Annotated in this window: 16 protein-coding genes and 1 pseudogene; 8 read left to right on the plus strand and 9 right to left on the minus strand. The window is 41.9% G+C overall.

Going from position 1 to position 13,874, the window contains the following annotated elements; translation table 11 throughout:
* The first annotated feature begins 35 nt into the window (after window positions 1-35).
* The gene (locus OH455_RS10520) at window positions 36-2,513 is read left to right on the plus strand and encodes a bifunctional diguanylate cyclase/phosphodiesterase (RefSeq protein WP_269981325.1); all 2,478 of its coding nucleotides are present in this window, start codon (window positions 36-38) and stop codon (window positions 2,511-2,513) included.
* A gap of 317 nt (window positions 2,514-2,830) precedes the next feature.
* Here the strand turns inward: OH455_RS10520 and OH455_RS10525 are convergent.
* Window positions 2,831-3,109: pseudogene (locus OH455_RS10525) on the minus strand (alkylphosphonate utilization protein); the annotation flags it as partial.
* 187 nt (window positions 3,110-3,296) lie between these two features.
* On the opposite strand from OH455_RS10525, the gene OH455_RS10530 reads away from it, so the two are divergent.
* The gene (locus OH455_RS10530; protein ID WP_269981326.1) at window positions 3,297-4,583 is read left to right on the plus strand and encodes a hypothetical protein; all 1,287 of its coding nucleotides are present in this window, start codon (window positions 3,297-3,299) and stop codon (window positions 4,581-4,583) included.
* 32 nt (window positions 4,584-4,615) lie between these two features.
* Here the strand turns inward: OH455_RS10530 and OH455_RS10535 are convergent, their stop codons facing one another.
* The 8 genes from OH455_RS10535 to OH455_RS10570 all read right to left on the minus strand — a co-directional run bounded on the left by OH455_RS10535 (window position 4,616) and on the right by OH455_RS10570 (window position 10,734).
* Window positions 4,616-6,325, minus strand: coding sequence for a hypothetical protein (locus OH455_RS10535; protein WP_171354821.1), 1,710 nt, complete (start codon window positions 6,323-6,325; stop codon window positions 4,616-4,618).
* Between the two features lie 54 nt (window positions 6,326-6,379).
* Window positions 6,380-7,456: a DUF4297 domain-containing protein gene (locus OH455_RS10540; protein WP_269981327.1), complete on the minus strand. Its 1,077-nt coding sequence runs from the start codon at window positions 7,454-7,456 to the stop codon at window positions 6,380-6,382.
* Window positions 7,457-7,554: 98 nt separating this feature from the next.
* Window positions 7,555-8,772 (minus strand): site-specific integrase, encoded by a 1,218-nt coding sequence (locus tag OH455_RS10545; RefSeq protein WP_269981328.1) that lies wholly within the window; start codon window positions 8,770-8,772, stop codon window positions 7,555-7,557.
* A complete protein-coding gene (locus tag OH455_RS10550) occupies window positions 8,751-8,951 on the minus strand; it encodes a hypothetical protein (protein WP_043010286.1) in 201 nt (66 codons plus the stop codon). The genes OH455_RS10545 and OH455_RS10550 overlap by 22 nt, the downstream gene beginning before the upstream one ends.
* Window positions 8,952-9,014: 63 nt before the next feature.
* The gene (locus OH455_RS10555; protein ID WP_043011049.1) at window positions 9,015-9,200 is read right to left on the minus strand and encodes a hypothetical protein; all 186 of its coding nucleotides are present in this window, start codon (window positions 9,198-9,200) and stop codon (window positions 9,015-9,017) included.
* Entirely contained in the window at window positions 9,197-9,451 is a 255-nt protein-coding gene (locus OH455_RS10560) for a hypothetical protein (protein WP_269981329.1), read from the minus strand. The genes OH455_RS10555 and OH455_RS10560 overlap by 4 nt, the downstream gene beginning before the upstream one ends.
* Window positions 9,452-9,650: 199 nt before the next feature.
* Window positions 9,651-9,914 (minus strand): hypothetical protein, encoded by a 264-nt coding sequence (locus tag OH455_RS10565; RefSeq protein ID WP_269981330.1) that lies wholly within the window; start codon window positions 9,912-9,914, stop codon window positions 9,651-9,653.
* Between the two features lie 133 nt (window positions 9,915-10,047).
* Window positions 10,048-10,734, minus strand: a complete 687-nt coding sequence (locus OH455_RS10570) for a S24 family peptidase (protein ID WP_269981331.1) — start codon at window positions 10,732-10,734, stop codon at window positions 10,048-10,050.
* A gap of 115 nt (window positions 10,735-10,849) precedes the next feature.
* On the opposite strand from OH455_RS10570, the gene OH455_RS10575 reads away from it, so the two are divergent.
* The 6 genes from OH455_RS10575 to OH455_RS10600 all read left to right on the plus strand — a co-directional run bounded on the left by OH455_RS10575 (window position 10,850) and on the right by OH455_RS10600 (window position 13,806).
* A complete protein-coding gene (locus tag OH455_RS10575; RefSeq protein WP_269981332.1) occupies window positions 10,850-11,044 on the plus strand; it encodes a hypothetical protein in 195 nt (64 codons plus the stop codon).
* A 79-nt stretch (window positions 11,045-11,123) separates the two neighbouring features.
* Window positions 11,124-11,672, plus strand: coding sequence for a toxin YdaT family protein (locus OH455_RS10580; protein ID WP_043010290.1), 549 nt, complete (start codon window positions 11,124-11,126; stop codon window positions 11,670-11,672).
* A 44-nt stretch (window positions 11,673-11,716) separates the two neighbouring features.
* Window positions 11,717-11,875, plus strand: a complete 159-nt coding sequence (locus OH455_RS10585; protein WP_269981333.1) for a hypothetical protein — start codon at window positions 11,717-11,719, stop codon at window positions 11,873-11,875.
* Window positions 11,872-12,801, plus strand: a complete 930-nt coding sequence (locus OH455_RS10590) for a helix-turn-helix domain-containing protein (protein WP_269981334.1) — start codon at window positions 11,872-11,874, stop codon at window positions 12,799-12,801. Before OH455_RS10585 ends, OH455_RS10590 begins: the two co-directional genes overlap by 4 nt.
* Window positions 12,788-13,207 (plus strand): hypothetical protein, encoded by a 420-nt coding sequence (locus tag OH455_RS10595; RefSeq protein ID WP_269981335.1) that lies wholly within the window; start codon window positions 12,788-12,790, stop codon window positions 13,205-13,207. The genes OH455_RS10590 and OH455_RS10595 overlap by 14 nt, the downstream gene beginning before the upstream one ends.
* Complete coding sequence (locus tag OH455_RS10600) at window positions 13,207-13,806, plus strand: hypothetical protein (protein WP_269981336.1); 600 nt, start codon at window positions 13,207-13,209, stop codon at window positions 13,804-13,806. The genes OH455_RS10595 and OH455_RS10600 overlap by 1 nt, the downstream gene beginning before the upstream one ends.
* Window positions 13,807-13,874: the final 68 nt, after the last annotated feature.

Below are 13,874 nucleotides of genomic sequence, written 5' to 3' on the forward strand. Positions count from 1 at the left end.
TTAAGAGATTGTAATCAGGATGAGAAGATCATTTTATGGCAAATGATTCAGAATTATGGCTATTGAGATGTATCAAAGTGTTGCCAGTAACACTGACTATGACAGTCATGCTTGCCATAACTCTGATCTTTGTTGGAGAGGAGCAGAGAAAAATTGATGAGCTGATTGATGGCTTCAGGCAAAACTTTTTGACTAGCCAACGTGAGCAAGCGAAACGTCAACTGGATAATATTCATCAACATTTACTCTTCGAAGCCTCTCAAGCCGTCGGCGTATTAAAAGCGGATATTCGAGAACGCATTTATGAAGCGCATAGCATTGCCAGTGGATTGTATCGCGCTTTTCCCAATAGAGAAGAGGCAGAACTCCAATCCTTAATCTCTGAAGCATTGAGAGAAGTAAGATTTAATGAAGGACGAGGCTACTTTTTTATTTTCTCGATGGAAGGTATCAGCGTCATGCATGGGTTGCTCCCGCATATTGAGGGAACGTCCAAAATTGATGCAAAAGACAGCAAAGGAACATTGATTTTAAAACAACATATTGATCTCATTCGACAATCAGCCAACGGTGAGGCTTTTTATCAGTGGTGGTATAGGAAGCCAGGACAAGGTGATGTCGAGTTTGAAAAAATAGGTTTTGGTAAGAGATTTGAGCCTTTTGATTGGTTTATTGGTACAGGGGAATACGTTTCTGATGTTGAGGATGAAATAAAGCAAGACCTTCTGGAGTGGCTAACATCATTAAGATATGGAGAAGATAACTACGTATTTGTGATGGATATGAAAGGCGTAACATTAGCGCATAAAGATCCCGACCGAATCGGAGACCCAGAACCTGATCTCCTTGAAATAATTAGAACAACATTAAATGGTGAACTGTCAGGGTTTGTCGAATATCAAAGCCCTTATGTTCCTAAAGGGATATTCAATTCAAACAAGGTAAGTTATGTACAGGTATTGCCGGAATGGGGATGGATCATTGGGACGGGTTTTTTTACTGAACATGTTGAACGTGTCTTAAGCCCCCAAGTGGTCAAGTTGAAACAGTCCCATTCAGAAGATCTCCTTCGTGTGATTTTGATCTTATCTGGATTAATGTTGCTTCTTGTCACTTTGTCGTTTTGGGCCAGTAAGTTGGTAAAACGACGTTTTGATGACTACCAGCAAAGAATCGAAGATGATATTAAACAACTCGAGATAAGCCGCGTACAACTGGAAACGTCGGCCCATATCGATTCATTGACAGGCATTCCCAATCGCAGTCAACTGGATGAGCAATTGGAGCGCTGCATTGAGCAATGCCGGATCGAGAAGTCGAAGTATGCGGTCTTATTTGTTGATTTAGATGATTTTAAAAGGATCAATGATAAATATGGTCATCATGCTGGTGATGAGTTGCTTAAAGCCGTCAGTACAACATTTTCAAAGCTCAGACGTGACGATGAAATACTGGTTCGTTTCGGAGGAGATGAGTTTGTTTTTGGCTTTCCAGTCATTGAAGAAGAAGAGGCAATGCTCAGAGCGGAAAGAATTCAAGAATCGATTGCTATCCCTATTCTGTTTAATGGTGTTCAGTTATCAACCAACTGCAGTATTGGTATCGCTATGTTTCCCGATCATGGCGCTAATTCTTCGGAGTTATTGTCTCACTCAGATGTTGCGCTTTACACTTCCAAGGAACAAAAAAAAGGTCAGATACAGCTATTCACTAAAAGGATTAGTGAGGTACTGGAGTATCAGTTTGCACTAGAAGAGCAGCTGAGCCTTGCTTTGGCGAGAGAAGAAATAAGCGTTGAATACCAGCCTAAAATCAATGCGGCAAGTGGTGAGCTGATCGGAGTTGAGGCCCTATGCCGCTGGCACTCATCAGAACTTGGCTACGTTCCTCCCGATGAGTTTATTGAAGTCGCTGAAAAAAAAGGATTAATTATCGAAATCGGGGATTTCGTTATGAAACAAGCCTGTAAAGATATCGTTTTGTTTAATCGATTAAATCATAGCCAAATAAGTGTCGCGATAAACATTTCGCCGCTGCAGCTTCTTCATAAAGATTTTGAATTGAAAACCAAAAATATCCTCACTTCGAATGAGTTGGCCAATCAGCTTGTTACTTTTGAAATTACAGAGAATGTCGTCATTGAAGATACACACAGAGTCAAAGATATATTGACCAAGCTAAGCTTGGAAGGTTTTGGCGTTTCTCTTGATGATTTTGGCACGGGTTACAGTTCTCTTCGATATGTCAATGATCTGCCAATCACTGAAATCAAAATTGATCGACAGTTCATTCTTGATATCAATGATGACAACTACTTGGATAGTTTAGCGAATACCATCATAGCAATTGGACACTCCAATCAGCTCAATTTAGTGGCGGAAGGGGTGGAGACTAAGCGTCAAGCAGAATTGCTCAATCAAATGGGTTGCCAAGTACTTCAGGGCTACTATTTTGATAAACCGCTGCTCTTCAAACAGCTATGTGACAAGTATATTCAACGAGAGCGAGCGTAGCAAAGTCGTGGTGAATTGTTTGTTGAGTCTAAACAGCACAAAAATAGCTTAATCCATTGCCCTTTGTTTTCTGGCGTTAGTCAGGGAATCGAAGCTAAGACGGCCGCTCCTTTCCTCCCAACTTCAGCGACGACACTCTTGCTGCTTTGCGTGTTGCTATTTCTGTACGGAGAAGCTCGAAAGCTCAGTGAAATTTTTATTAATTTGCTAACCGTGAATCATTATGAATTAGACTTAATTGAGAAGCCTTGGTGTGAAATTAGAGCGCATTAAAAAGGGCGCTGAATAGCGCCCTTAGGGAAATCATCAATTCATCACTACTTCTTACGGCAGTATTCCGCGATGACGTACATAGATTGGCCGCCGTTCGCTTTACCAGAAACAAGCTTAGGATCGTCGCCAATGCTGATACCACGGATAACCGTGCCTTGTTTGATGACTTGGTTAGTGCCTTTAACTGGTAGGTCTTTGATAACCGTTACGTCGTCACCTTTTTTCAGTTCGACGCCGTTGCAATCAAGTGGTTTGTCATCAGCAGACATACCAATCATGGCCCAGTTCATTTGTTCTTCTTCCATGTACATCATGTCTAGTGGGTTATGGATAAAACTATAAATAATCAAATAAAACATTGGCTTAGTTCGTGATACAAAAAACTTGGGGCAGTAATGGGACGTTTATTCAAGTAATTTGTGAACTTCGATCTATTTATGATTCTTATAATTTGCGTAAAGCAATCTCTATATGGAATAAATTACAGTATTCGATATATAGGAGAAAAGAATGGATCGAGCCTTCAATACTGTCACCCAATCAATCGAATACGCATATCAAATAAAGCAGCGAGGTGATGCGTATGTTCGAAAGCATAAAGAACACTATCAATGTGCTAACCCATATTGTCGTATGAAGGCGATACCATGTGCTTGTAAACAAAAAAGGCTAGTTGATGGTGTGCTACAAGACTATAAACAGCAACCGCACTTCAAGTTTCCTGAACATATCCAAAGCTGTATTTTCAGCAAGAACTTTGGTGGTGAATGGAAAACTGATGGGAAGGGTAACAAAACTTGGGTGCTTCCATACGTAACAGAGATTACACATCCAAATAGCAAGGGCGAGCCCAACAAGCTGAAGAATGGTCAATCATCTCCTAAGCCAAATGGTCAGGTTTCATCAACAGGTCAAGGCACAGGTGCAGATACTAGTCGTACTTACCAGCGAAGTAGTTATGTTTCTGCGGCGGCTCTATTTTATCTCCAAGATCCAATTACTAATGGTGAATTAGCATTAACCCTCTTAGGCAAAAAGAAAACGTACAGAGCACTATTTCAGGAGTTAAGAGAGTTCAAAAACGTCCGTTACAAAGATGAATACATCTTCTATAAAGCACTTCGCTATTTAGAGGAGCCAATTTATACCAAAGACTACGTTTCTATTCAGCTATTTCAAAAAGAACCACATACAGGTGAGTTTTTTGAACTGCGCCTTAATTGGTCTGATTGGTCCAATAGACACCGAGAAGCGATTAAAAGTGAACTCGTTGCGGCGTTAAATGCAGCTAGAACTTCATCCAAACAAGACAAGCTAATTCCAACTGCGTTTTTTATTGGTAAGCAGGATAGCGGAACACGAAATATATTCCATTGTGATCTAGCTGAGTTCTTTTTCTTGCATGTAGGAAAACCAGTCGACTTACCATTTAATAAATTTGGAATGGAAGAGGAGAATATTCTCGTAAAGAGCCAAGCACCAGTAGCGACAGAGCCGTTAGTGGGTGAGGCCCGATATCGTTCCTTAGCAACAGCTAAACCTACAACTAGCGAAGTTAATCTAACACCTCAGCCTAGACTCACGGACAACGTCTCTCCAAGCTCTCTAGAAGCTAAGGCTGCAGATCGAAGTATGCCAAAAGTTCCATTGGAACAACCAATACATGAAAAGCCCCCAGAAGCTAGATCGGAAGCTACACCTCAATCGCGTCCCAAACCCAAGTCAGTAACGGCTAAAAAAACGTTCGTTGAGAAGGTTATACATTCATTGAAGTCTCTGATACCTTTTAAAATATAATAAAAAGGCTACCAACTGGTAGCCTTGACTATTTAGTTATTTAGTATGACTTGTTCATACTCTTTTCGAAGCGATTCGTATGGCTCGGGTTGAAGTAGACGATTGCCATCAAGTTCGATCACATGAGCATCTTGCTTATATGTTGAAAGAGCTTCGTTATCCATAGCGCACAGAATTACTTGATAGCCTTTAGGGATGTTTTCTGTTACGACGTCCATTACTTGTTCATATCTATGCTTAGCCTGCTCTTGTTGATTTGGTGTATCAATAACAAAAGGGGCTATCTCACATGGGTTTGCATGATCAATTTGGCGAAGAACAGCTAGTTGATAGGCAAGTGTTCCGCGTGTCCCCTCAGCAGCACCACCACCTAGAATCTTTTTGTAATCCATTGGCGCTTTTACGCCATCGAGGTTTACACCAGTGGCAGACAAGGAATTGATAGATTCAACTAGGTTGCCTATAAAAAGCTCATTTAGTTCATCACGAGTAGCTTTTTTGACCAACTTTCTTTGTTCCTTCTTAATTTCCTTTTGTTGTTCATTGGCTTGTTTTGATTGAAGCTGGCAGCTTTCTTTTTTGTGCGTTACATTTTGATTAACCTTATGCTGTGATACGGCATGGATAGCTTGCTCAAACTTCTCTTGTTGCTCCTCGGAGTCTTCCTTTAAGTATTTTTCATTGATACGTTCAATCTCAGCGGTAACAAAACTGATCTCTTGGTTGAGAGCTTCGCGCTCCTGATACTTAGTTTCGAGTAGAGATTTTATTTTATCTGCTTGCTGTTCAATACTTTCTTTATCAGCTAAAAGCCCTGCACGACTTAGCAGAGAATTATCATGTTCTATGCCGCATAGAGGACACTCAAGAGAGTCTGATGGTATGTTTTCGACAGCGAATGTATAGTCATCATCTAATTCTTTAGCTGAGGTACTAGCGATTAAGTGCTGTTGTTCTAGTTCATGAATCTCATTCGCTAAAATAGATTGCAGCTCGTAGAGGTTTGATTGGCTTGATGAGAAACTAGCTAATTCTTCTTCTATCTCACGTTGAATGCTTTGAAACTCTTCCGAAGTAATTGCTACGGTTTGATCTGGAGCGATTTCTTTAAGAAGGTCTATTGCTTCTGTTATCCGAACAACTTGTTGATTAGCTTCTTTTTCAATTGCTTTCTGCTCGAAGATTTCTTCTTCAAGATCAAAGTGCTCTTTAGGTAAGTAGCCACCGAAATATTTGATCAGATTCTGCTTAAATCGTGCATATTGCCCAAGTCCTTCAAAACCATTCCATGGCTCATCCCAGCTCTTTTTCTGATCTATATAAAATGGTAGGAAATAGAAAGCGGGAGGAGGGCAGTCAATGCCTTCCGTTCTATTGGCCAGCATTAAATCAAAGCCTACAACTTCAGCAAAATCTTCAGCGAATTTACCGGTTACTTTTGAGTATTTAGTTAATGGTGAGCCCTCTAAGCCAAAGTAAATACCATCAGCATAACGGCTAATGATGTATTTATTCTGATTTACTGTGAAGTACAGAATTGCTTTTACATCATTAGATTTCCACTCACTATCAAAATGAGGAGCGCAACCAATAGCCCAATATAGGCTTTTGACTAGCGTGGACTTACCAATACTATTGTCGTTTCCTGTAACGAGATTTAATCTCTTCGGAAAGCTGAACTGATTCGCCGTTCTTTTCGAATCGGACAGTAGAACTAGACGTTGAAATTGTAAGCCTTTCATTTTTATGATTCCTAAGATTTCTAATCAATAATTTGTAGTTTTTTGTTGTTTTCATCATTGAGCCTTTAATAAGCAGTAGATGATCTCTAGTAACAGCTCATCCTCATTATTAACTCGAGCTAGTAGGCCATCTGCAATTGCTTGGGTACGCAGTGCTTCAAGGTATGTTGTATCATCCGAGTAATTTTCTTCGTCAATCTTGTCGTGCGAAGCTTGAAACAAGTTAGTGAGCTCAATGTCTAAAGAGGTCATAAAGCCAGCTCTACTCAAAGCGATCAAAGCTAGCTTACTCTTGAAGCCTCTCTTTTGTTTTGCTTTCCACCCTAGGTCACTTGCTAAGTCATCGAAGTCATTTTTCAAGTCATCTACGCAAGGGTGTTTTGTATGTTGGATAATCACGTCATGTACTTGAGTTGAAGTTAGCGACTTGTTTTCTAGAAGCCGGGTCCATTCTTTGTAGTCATATTCAATACGACCAATTCGTCCCATTTCATCAATGACTGAACGATAGATATTTACTGGATTACATAAAGCTCCGGGAAACAGCTTGTCTACTAAACGCGCAAAGTGCGACAGAACGTAATCTTCTTGATTTTTAAGCTGTATATTTGGAACGATAAACTGTAAATTCTCAGGCAGAACTGTAATTCCTAGTTCACTACGGATGTTATCGGTTAGTGTTGTAAGATCATCTTCAGTGATGTCACCGACCTTGATAACATCTAGTTTCAAATCTCTATCGGTCTTAAGCGAAAAACCACTAGAAGAAACTAAACCAATTTTGGTAATTTTATCCTCATACTGTGTATTTATACAGGATTCTAGTAATTTTCCAAGTACAGAACTTTTTAGTTTCTCGTTACTGCCTTTTTCCCGCTTAGTTAGGTTTGCTGGTGTAAATTTGGCAGATTTATTTTTAACCTGATAAAACTCAAAAGTCGCACTTGAAGCATTCAAGCCTTCAGCAATAACTACATCTTCATGATGCTCTATAAGTAACGCATATTCCTTTTGCTGTTTATGTTTTTCAATAATTTCACATAAAGCCCAGTGAAACTGGAAGTTATACTTACCAAATGTGCTCGCTCCAGCGGATTCGCGCTGAGCTTCTGCGAGTGGATTATCTGCCATATGACCTATACCAACTAAAAGTGATTTGTACTTTTTAGGTGCATGTTAGCATATGTCTTAAATTTGAATCAGAATATCTAATTGATCTGGCTCATGATTTATTTAACTCCTTTCAACGCCTCCCAGGCCTTTTCACTCTCTGACATATTCGTGTTCTTCATCCACTTGCCGTAGACATTGGCGATCATCAAAAAGTTACTGTGGCCCATTTGTTGGGCTAGGTAAGCGATGTTTACGTTCGCGTAGCTCAACATCCATGATGCGTAAGTGTGACGCAGCTGGTACACATTGCGGTATGGAATGCCAGCACGTGCACAAATGTTCTTCCACATCTTATTGGGTGCCGTTTTACTGAAATAGTCATACGGCGTTTTTGCATTTAAGTTCTCAGTAGCCTTTGGGTTAAACACGAAACGAATGTTGTCTATACGAATCGTTTTGTCGGCCAATTCCACTTCGTGTTCATTTCTTGGGAAGAACCAACTCAACTTCTTTTGCGATTGTAGGGCCTCTAATGCTGGTGGCATTAAATCGACTGTGCGCTCACGATCAGTCTTTGGTGTCTTTAGGCCACGAGCCTCAAATGTTGCTCTGCGAATCGTCAGCGTCTTATTCTCAAAATCCACATCTTCCCAGGCTAAGCCGCACAGCTCGCCCGTTCTTAACCCCGTATAAGCGAGTAGGGTTATCATGTTTTTGTGTTGCTCTTGCATACAGGCTTCAAGCGCCTTGGCTATTTCATCCATAGTAAATGGATTGATGTTTCTTTCTGGCGCTTTTACACCTGGCAAAAACTCAGCAAAGTTTCGCTCTACAAACTCCATCTTATGCAGCCAAGCGAAAAACGAGTTAATAGCGCGAAAGTAAGTGTTAAGCGTTCTTGCGCCTCGGCCTTTTGATAACTCCGCTCTTAACTCTGAAACCGTCTCAGGGCTTAGCGTGTTGCAGCTTCGATTACCCCCATAGGTTTTCTTGGTAATCTCGAACAGCGAGACGTACTTTTTAAAGGTCGATGATCTTAAATCGGCTTGCTTGAGCTGCAAATACTTATCAACCATTTCGCCAAAGGTGCCAGCTTGAGGCTTACCCGTTGCATGAGGCGAGTCAGGGAAATGAGCAGCATAGCGAAAGATACCAATCTTAATCTCGTACTGAATTGCTTCACGCTTTTGTGCGGCAAACTTAATATTCTGCTTAGTTGGCGCAAGGCCAAGAGACTCACGGCGGCGTTTACCTTGATAAGTAAAGTTGAGCCGTAATGATTTACCATGAACCTCTACACCAGTCGGGAGCTTTACATTTTGGCTCGATGCCATCGGTTCCATTCCTCTGTATCTACCATCCATGTGCCGTTGATCTTGCTCATAACCGTAGACGGGTAAATGCCTTCATTGGCTTTTTCGCGCAGTGTTTTGGTACTTAAACCAATAAGGTCTGCAGCTTGCTTCAACGTCACGATGGATATTTTTGCCAATTTAGGGTTTTGGGTGCGCATGTTACTAAAACCTCATTAGTAGAGGGTGATTGCTCATAATCACCCAGTTCGAGAACGGGAGAGTTAACACTCATCCATAAAGTCTTCAGGTTTACGGGTAATCTTAAGCTGCACTTGAATTGGCTCGTTACCTGAAAGCAGTGTACCGAGTAAGACTTCATTATCTGGGTGGTTCCCTTCAAACATCTCTATAAGCAGCTGTTCGATATAGTCTTTAGCCTCGGCAGCTACAGCTTGTGCTTCACTCATTTGTTCACCTTGCGCTTACGAGTAGACGCTTTCTTCTTTACGGGAGAGAGCAACTGCCTTGCACGAGACAAGCAGTAATCAAAGCATTTGCCCCCGCGGCCACCAAATGAAGCAGTGGTTCGATAAGTTTCGATAGCAAAGTCAGAGGCGCGGCGAACTTCAGACTGTTCATAGCCTTCGCCAGATAAGATTTGAGAAATGTTTTTGTAGATAAACTCCTCTTGGGAGTTACGGCATAGTAGTGTACTCATTGCACAAAATTCCTTTGGTTTCAGTGGGGTGAAACCTCGCACTCAGCCTTACTACTTGATTGGGTGGTCAGCCCTGTATATACTGAGTTCGAGGCTTGGTTATCTAAGTTCTCATTGCACAAAGAAGCCCTTATTGGTTTGGTCACCGATAGGGGTTTTCTCTTTTCTGTTTCTTAGAAAGTCTCATTACACAAAGTTCTCAGATTGCATTCATAGCCGCTAACTTGTAGCTCAGTTGGTCAGACAGAGCGTTAAAACGGTTAATGAGTTCTGCATCTTCAGGCTTTACTTGAATCTCCAAGTTCTCGCATTGCTGGCTCAAGTCCATTAGTTGAGCGATCTCGTCATGGCACGGGTCTTCTTTCGTTATGTTACATAAAAGGCTCTCGAAGTCCGCTCGATGTAATTTGATTGAATCCAAGTTGAGAATTGCTCTAGTTAAGTTTCTAGATGATACCTTCATAATAATCTCTCCTTGTTAAAGTATCTTAATGGTACATATTTTAAGTGCGGTTTGTAAAGTTTGGTATTAGAAATAATTTGAAGTAGGTACAAAAAAAGCCGCATATAGCGGCTTTCTTAACTAAGAAGTAATCTTAAAGGTTCATTATTACCTGTTTGACATAACCCACAATTCGACAGTTTCCATTGATTGGAATAGGGTCATATTTAGGGTTTAGCGGTACTAAAAACTTATGGGGACCATCAATTTCTAGCTTTTTAATCGTTGCTTCAGGTGCGTCATTTAGCGTGGCTACGACTATTTTTCCGTTGTCTGGACAGTTACATGGTTCGACTACAACTATAGAACCTGCTGGTATTGATGGAGAACCATGAGGATTAGTCATTGAGTTTCCTGTGACTCTCATTGCAAATGCCTCATGGCTTATGACTGCAGAGGTTATTTGCCACTCAACATCATCATCTAGGATATTGTTTAGTTCTACCTCGCCCCATGCCCCTGCTTGTACTTGGCTTATGATTGGCACTTTACGATGAATAACTAGATCTTCTTGTGAAAAAGGTGCCATTTTGGGGAAATCAGATTTTGTCTCAAGATGCTCTATTGAGTGATCTTTATCCAACCAACCTTCAGGCTTTCCAAAGCATTGTTCTATGTGTCGAGCCATTCTTGGCCCGATAGAGCGCGTAGCTCCTTTACCCATAAAACGACTAACTTGTGTTTGAGCTCTGTCAATCTTGTCTGCGAATGCTGTAATGCTGCCTAGAGTTTCTGCTAAGCATCGAGCGTTCTCTCGTCTTATATCTTCAGCTAATTTCATTACATGCAACTTAGTTGTTGAAACTTGACCTAATTCTAATGTCTGAACCAAAAAGGTACAGATCCTTGAAGATACTATTTAGATCGAATAGTATTAGTATCAAGGAGGTACTTATATGTACAAGTCATACTGGCGTAAATTGCCCGATGTTAAAAAAAAGCTATTAGCTGAACGTTTACAAACTAGTACGGAATATCTACGGCTGGTGGTTACGGGGCACAAAAAGCCCGGCGCTGCATTTGCCAAAAAGCTACACGATGTAACTGAAGGGGCGATCGATAAACATCAACTTCGTCCAGATATCTTTTAACAACAATACAAGTTTAAACAAACGAACTGATTTAGTGTGATAACGCACGATCTGTATAAATAACCAGTAAGGGGAAAAGATGCAACCAAGCTTAAAAAGTGTCATGCATAACGCTGTTGTAGCGTGGCGTAGTGATGCAACTAAAGAGCAAATTGCAGAGTTCATTGCTCGCAATTACCACAAAATGAAGATCTTCGAAGAGGAAGACTGCCAGCCAGAGCCTATTTTGAAAGTGCCGTCTGCGCACAACAACCCAAACAACACGCAAAACCTATTTCGTTATGTAAGCCGTACGAGCATTGAAGCAAAAGCCAACATTATGGACTTGCTTCCTGCGGTAATTGCAGCAATGCCAAAGGCGAGGGCAACTGCGGCGCTTAACCAGTTTTTGAACCCGCTTGGTTTTTCTGTGGCTGCCATTGGCGCTTGCAATAAGAATGCTAACCGCGATCAGCTGCTGGCTGACTTTAGCAAAGAGTCGTCCGAGGCCTTCCGTTCTGTACTTCTACTCAGTGAACACGCGACGCATGACCAACTTCGCGATGCTTACCGAGAGCTACAAGAAAGTGCAGGTTCGCACGAACCACTGCTGCATTACATCGAAACATTAATGGCGCAAAAGGGCTGACCACCCAGATGCAATTTTTAACCTATCTAAGAGAACTTTGTGCAATGAGTCTTAGCTTACAAAACTACTACGGCTGCCTAGTGTGGGTAGCCAATAACGGATCATGTCGTTTTATCGTGTCTCGAACTAAAGCTGCCGAGCTATTAACAGTGATGAAAGAAAAGGCGTTGGAAGCCAATGATAAGGCGGTATCTTTGTTATGAGGTTTTCACTTTATATCAATCAGGTCAAAGCACTGGAATGGGGGCTGAATGTTCAGCAATCCATTCTATTTAGCTACCTGTATGAGTTACCCAGTTGGGCCAAATGTGAAGTGATTGAGGGCAAACCTTACTGGTGGTCTGGCAAAGACAAGATCATCAGTGAACTGCCTATTTTGACTGACAAACCAGATACGGTTAAACGTCATTTAGCTGCACTTGAAAAGTTGGGCCTTATCGAGCGTATCACATATCAAAATCACCCTATGGTACGAATTACTGAAAAGGGGAAAAAGTGGAACGAGAAAGAGTTAGACGAGGGGAATGGTTCACCTGAGGTAGGGAAAATTATCCCTACTAGGTCGGGAGAAAAATCCCCCCTAGGTAGGGAAAAATCTCCCGCATATAAGTATACCAATGATCAGAGTACCAAGATCCAAAAGAACATTGTGCCTTGCGACTCTGAAATTCTATTTGAACAGCTTTGGAAAGCTTACCCAACCAAGAAGGGCAAGAAGCAAGCTCTGAGCAAATTCAAATCCATTTTGAAGGGGCTAACGGAATCGCCAGAAGAATTTGTCAATTCGCTCGTTGCTGATATCAACGAACGAATTCGTAGACGGCAATTTGGATTCGACAAACTTCACCTAACGACCTATTTGAATCAAGAACGATGGAATGACGACCATGAAGCAACTCAGCCAAGCAGTACTCACACAAGCACTTCGCCAAACCGAATTGAGCAGCACAACCAAGAGCTGCTTCAACGCTACGGACACACTGCCACACCAATTGCAGGGCACTGTGATTCAACTGCCAATTCCAGAATGGATCCAGGCAAAGTTCATGGAAGCGTTCGGCAGCAAGTGGCCGTACCAGAGCCTACCATCGACTTGGACTCAAGGGATTTCCACTATGTCGATAAGTGAGATTCGGATTGCGGTTAGCAAAGCGTTGTTGCGTGGCGATGCTTGGCCACCAAGCCTTCCTGAATTTGTCGCTCTTGGTGATGAGTATGAGATCGATTTTGATGAAGCATTTGACCGAATGATTCGCCAGAAAACCAAAGGGGATATTGAATATTGGGTGAATCAAGAGGTGGGCTTTTCTTGTCGTCGTCAGCTTAATGATCGAGACGCGAGAGCCAAGCACCGAAAAGCATTACTCAAATATCGCGAGAAAGACAAACAAGGCAAGTTACCACCTCGCAATTTGGTGAGACTTGCAGATAAGTCGCAGGAACGACAGCTGAAAGATTTGAAACGCCCAACACCATCTCAGTTCAAACAAGGGTCAATCTTTTCACGAGTCGCTGAATTAGGGAGAAGAGCATAATGCGAATAGAAAAGTTACTCGCAAAGTTCAACGTTAGAGGGATTAACTACGAGCCATCAATGGGTGGTAAGGCGTTACTGTCGTTAGATGAGCAACTAGCGGCGGTCGGGATTACCTGGAAGGAATCGCCAGTTGGCTTCATGATCTTGTTCGTTGAGTGTTTAGCAGATAAACCAGCTTACAAGTCTTTGTGCCAAGCCACATTGGTTGAAGCGAATAACTTGATGGAAGTGTGGCGCGGCCCATACCCAGACAAGGCTTTAGAGGCCTTAGTGATCACCGCAATTGCAGAAGCAACGCAGCAGTTTGGCCAAGTCTGCCCAGAGTGTAACGGCAGCGGTAAGTACATCGCTAAGAACCGAGCAAGAAGAACCTGCCCATGTTGCAATGATGGCCGTATTGGCTGGACTCAAGAAACCCGCTTTGCGTTCTTCTGCCAAAAGTTGCCTGTCACGTTCTCACGCTTTAAGCGCTATGAGCAGGTTTTACGTAAGTTAGTCACTTGGTTAACTGGTAAGCGTAACGCCGCTGCGTTAGCTTTACAGGGCAGGGTAGACAAGGAAGAAAGTATGGCAAAAGTATTAGAGGCTGAGGCGTGACACGAAGGTTTAGCTTGGAAGAGTAGCGCAGTCAGGTTGTTTCTGGTGTTATACATGGACTGACGCGT

Source organism: Vibrio sp. T11.5, assembly GCF_027587155.1.
GTDB lineage: Bacteria > Pseudomonadota > Gammaproteobacteria > Enterobacterales > Vibrionaceae > Vibrio > Vibrio neptunius.

What these genes read in the sequence shown, in the direction of transcription:
- OH455_RS10540 (WP_269981327.1), bottom strand. Translation starts at nt 7,456, where the DNA reads ATGGCAGATAATCCACTCGCAGAAGCTCAGCGCGAATCCGCTGGAGCG.
- OH455_RS10535 (WP_171354821.1), bottom strand. Translation starts at nt 6,325, where the DNA reads ATGAAAGGCTTACAATTTCAACGTCTAGTTCTACTGTCCGATTCGAAA.
- OH455_RS10560 (WP_269981329.1), bottom strand. Translation starts at nt 9,451, where the DNA reads ATGAGTACACTACTATGCCGTAACTCCCAAGAGGAGTTTATCTACAAA.
- OH455_RS10565 (WP_269981330.1), bottom strand. Translation starts at nt 9,914, where the DNA reads ATGAAGGTATCATCTAGAAACTTAACTAGAGCAATTCTCAACTTGGAT.
- OH455_RS10550 (WP_043010286.1), bottom strand. Translation starts at nt 8,951, where the DNA reads ATGCGCACCCAAAACCCTAAATTGGCAAAAATATCCATCGTGACGTTG.
- OH455_RS10595 (WP_269981335.1), top strand. Translation starts at nt 12,788, where the DNA reads ATGTCGATAAGTGAGATTCGGATTGCGGTTAGCAAAGCGTTGTTGCGT.
- OH455_RS10570 (WP_269981331.1), bottom strand. Translation starts at nt 10,734, where the DNA reads ATGAAATTAGCTGAAGATATAAGACGAGAGAACGCTCGATGCTTAGCA.
- OH455_RS10600 (WP_269981336.1), top strand. Translation starts at nt 13,207, where the DNA reads ATGCGAATAGAAAAGTTACTCGCAAAGTTCAACGTTAGAGGGATTAAC.
- OH455_RS10575 (WP_269981332.1), top strand. Translation starts at nt 10,850, where the DNA reads ATGTACAAGTCATACTGGCGTAAATTGCCCGATGTTAAAAAAAAGCTA.
- OH455_RS10580 (WP_043010290.1), top strand. Translation starts at nt 11,124, where the DNA reads ATGCAACCAAGCTTAAAAAGTGTCATGCATAACGCTGTTGTAGCGTGG.
- OH455_RS10545 (WP_269981328.1), bottom strand. Translation starts at nt 8,772, where the DNA reads ATGGCATCGAGCCAAAATGTAAAGCTCCCGACTGGTGTAGAGGTTCAT.
- OH455_RS10520 (WP_269981325.1), top strand. Translation starts at nt 36, where the DNA reads ATGGCAAATGATTCAGAATTATGGCTATTGAGATGTATCAAAGTGTTG.
- OH455_RS10590 (WP_269981334.1), top strand. Translation starts at nt 11,872, where the DNA reads ATGAGGTTTTCACTTTATATCAATCAGGTCAAAGCACTGGAATGGGGG.
- OH455_RS10530 (WP_269981326.1), top strand. Translation starts at nt 3,297, where the DNA reads ATGGATCGAGCCTTCAATACTGTCACCCAATCAATCGAATACGCATAT.
- OH455_RS10585 (WP_269981333.1), top strand. Translation starts at nt 11,717, where the DNA reads ATGAGTCTTAGCTTACAAAACTACTACGGCTGCCTAGTGTGGGTAGCC.
- OH455_RS10555 (WP_043011049.1), bottom strand. Translation starts at nt 9,200, where the DNA reads ATGAGTGAAGCACAAGCTGTAGCTGCCGAGGCTAAAGACTATATCGAA.